This is a genomic window from Dyella tabacisoli (assembly GCF_003350925.1).
Lineage (GTDB): Bacteria > Pseudomonadota > Gammaproteobacteria > Xanthomonadales > Rhodanobacteraceae > Dyella_C > Dyella_C tabacisoli.
The window spans coordinates 1-1759 of the sequence record NZ_KZ857202.1 but is presented as its reverse complement, the minus strand read 5'-3'; the positions used below and the strand labels follow the sequence as shown (position 1 = coordinate 1759).

The following is a 1759-nucleotide window of genomic DNA, read 5'->3' as shown; positions in this document are numbered from 1 at the left end:
CGGCGGCACCGTCATCAACGTGGCCGGCACCGACGGCACCCAGGCCATCGACCGCAAGCTCACCGGCGTCGCCGAGGGCGAGCTGACGGCGACCAGCACCGATGCGGTGAACGGCAAGCAGCTCAAGGCCACCAACGACAACGTCAACACCAACACCACCGACATCAGCAACATCAACGGCACGCTGACCGACGTGGTGAAGTACGACGGTGCCGATCACAAGAGCGTGACCTTCGGCGCCACCGGTACACCGGTAACCCTGGGCAATATCGCCAACGGCACGAAGGCCAACGATGCAGTCAACCTGAGCCAGCTCACGCCGGCAGTGGAAGCCCTCGGCGGCGGCGCCAGGATCGATGCCGTCACCGGCTCGGTGACCGGCCCGATCTACACCGTGCAGGGCGGCACACAGACCACCGTGGGCGGCGCACTCGATGCACTCGACACCGGCGTCAAGAAAAACACCGGCGACATCACCAACCTGGGCGATACCGTCACCAACATCACCAACAACATCACCAACGGTACGATGGGTCTGGTGCAGCAAGACGCCACGAGCAAGAACATCACCATCGGCAAGGATGTGGCCGGCACCGTTATCAACGTGGCCGGCACCGACGGCACCCAGGCCATCGACCGCAAGCTCACCGGCGTCGCCGAGGGCGAGTTGACGGCGACCAGCACCGACGCGGTCAACGGCAAGCAGCTCAAGGCCACCAACGACAACGTCAACACCAACACCACCGACATCAGCAACATCAACGGCACGCTGACCGACGTGGTGAAGTACGACGGTGCCGATCACAAGAGCGTGACCCTGGGTAACGCCGGTACACCGGTAACCCTGGGCAATATCGCCAACGGTACGAAAGCCGACGATGCGGTCAACCTGAGCCAGCTCACGCCGGCAGTGGAAGCCCTCGGCGGCGGCGCCAGGATCGACGCCGTCACCGGCTCGGTGACCGGCCCGATCTACACCGTGCAAAGCGGCACACAGACCACCGTGGGCGGTGCACTCGACGCGCTCGACACCGGCGTCAAGAAAAACACCGGCGACATCACCAACCTGGGCGATACCGTCACCAACATCACCAACGGTACGGTGGGTCTGGTGCAGCAAGACGCCACGAGCAAGAACATCACCATCGGCAAGGATGTCGGCGGCACCGTCATCAACGTGGCCGGCACCGACGGCACCCAGGCCATCGACCGCAAGCTCACCGGCGTTGCCGAGGGCGACCTGACGGCGACCAGCACCGACGCGGTCAACGGCAAACAGTTGCACGCCACCAATGACAACGTCAGCACCAACACCACCCACATCGCCCAGAACACCACCGACATCAGCAACATCAACGGCACGCTGACCGACGTGGTGAAGTACGACGGTGCCGATCACAAGAGCGTGACCTTCGGCGCCACCGGTACACCGGTAACCCTGGGCAATATCGCCAACGGCACCAAAGCCAACGATGCGGTCAACCTGAGCCAGCTCACGCCGGCAGTGGAAGCCCTCGGCGGCGGCGCCAGGATCGATGCCGTCACCGGCTCGGTGACCGGCCCGATCTACACCGTGCAAAACGGCACACAGACCACCGTGGGCGGCGCACTCGACGCGCTCGACACCGGCGTCAAGAAAAACACCGGCGACATCACCAACCTGGGCGATACCGTCACCAACATCACCAATAACATCACCAACGGTACGGTGGGTCTGGTGCAGCAAGACGCCACGAGCAAGAACATCACCATCGGCAAG

1 protein-coding gene is annotated in these 1759 nt (G+C 63.8%); it reads left to right on the top strand.

Annotation, left to right across the window (positions count from 1 at the left end):
* A partial coding sequence (locus tag DVJ77_RS20945; RefSeq protein ID WP_425480390.1) for a beta strand repeat-containing protein occupies window positions 1-1759 on the top strand: 1759 nt, incomplete at both ends.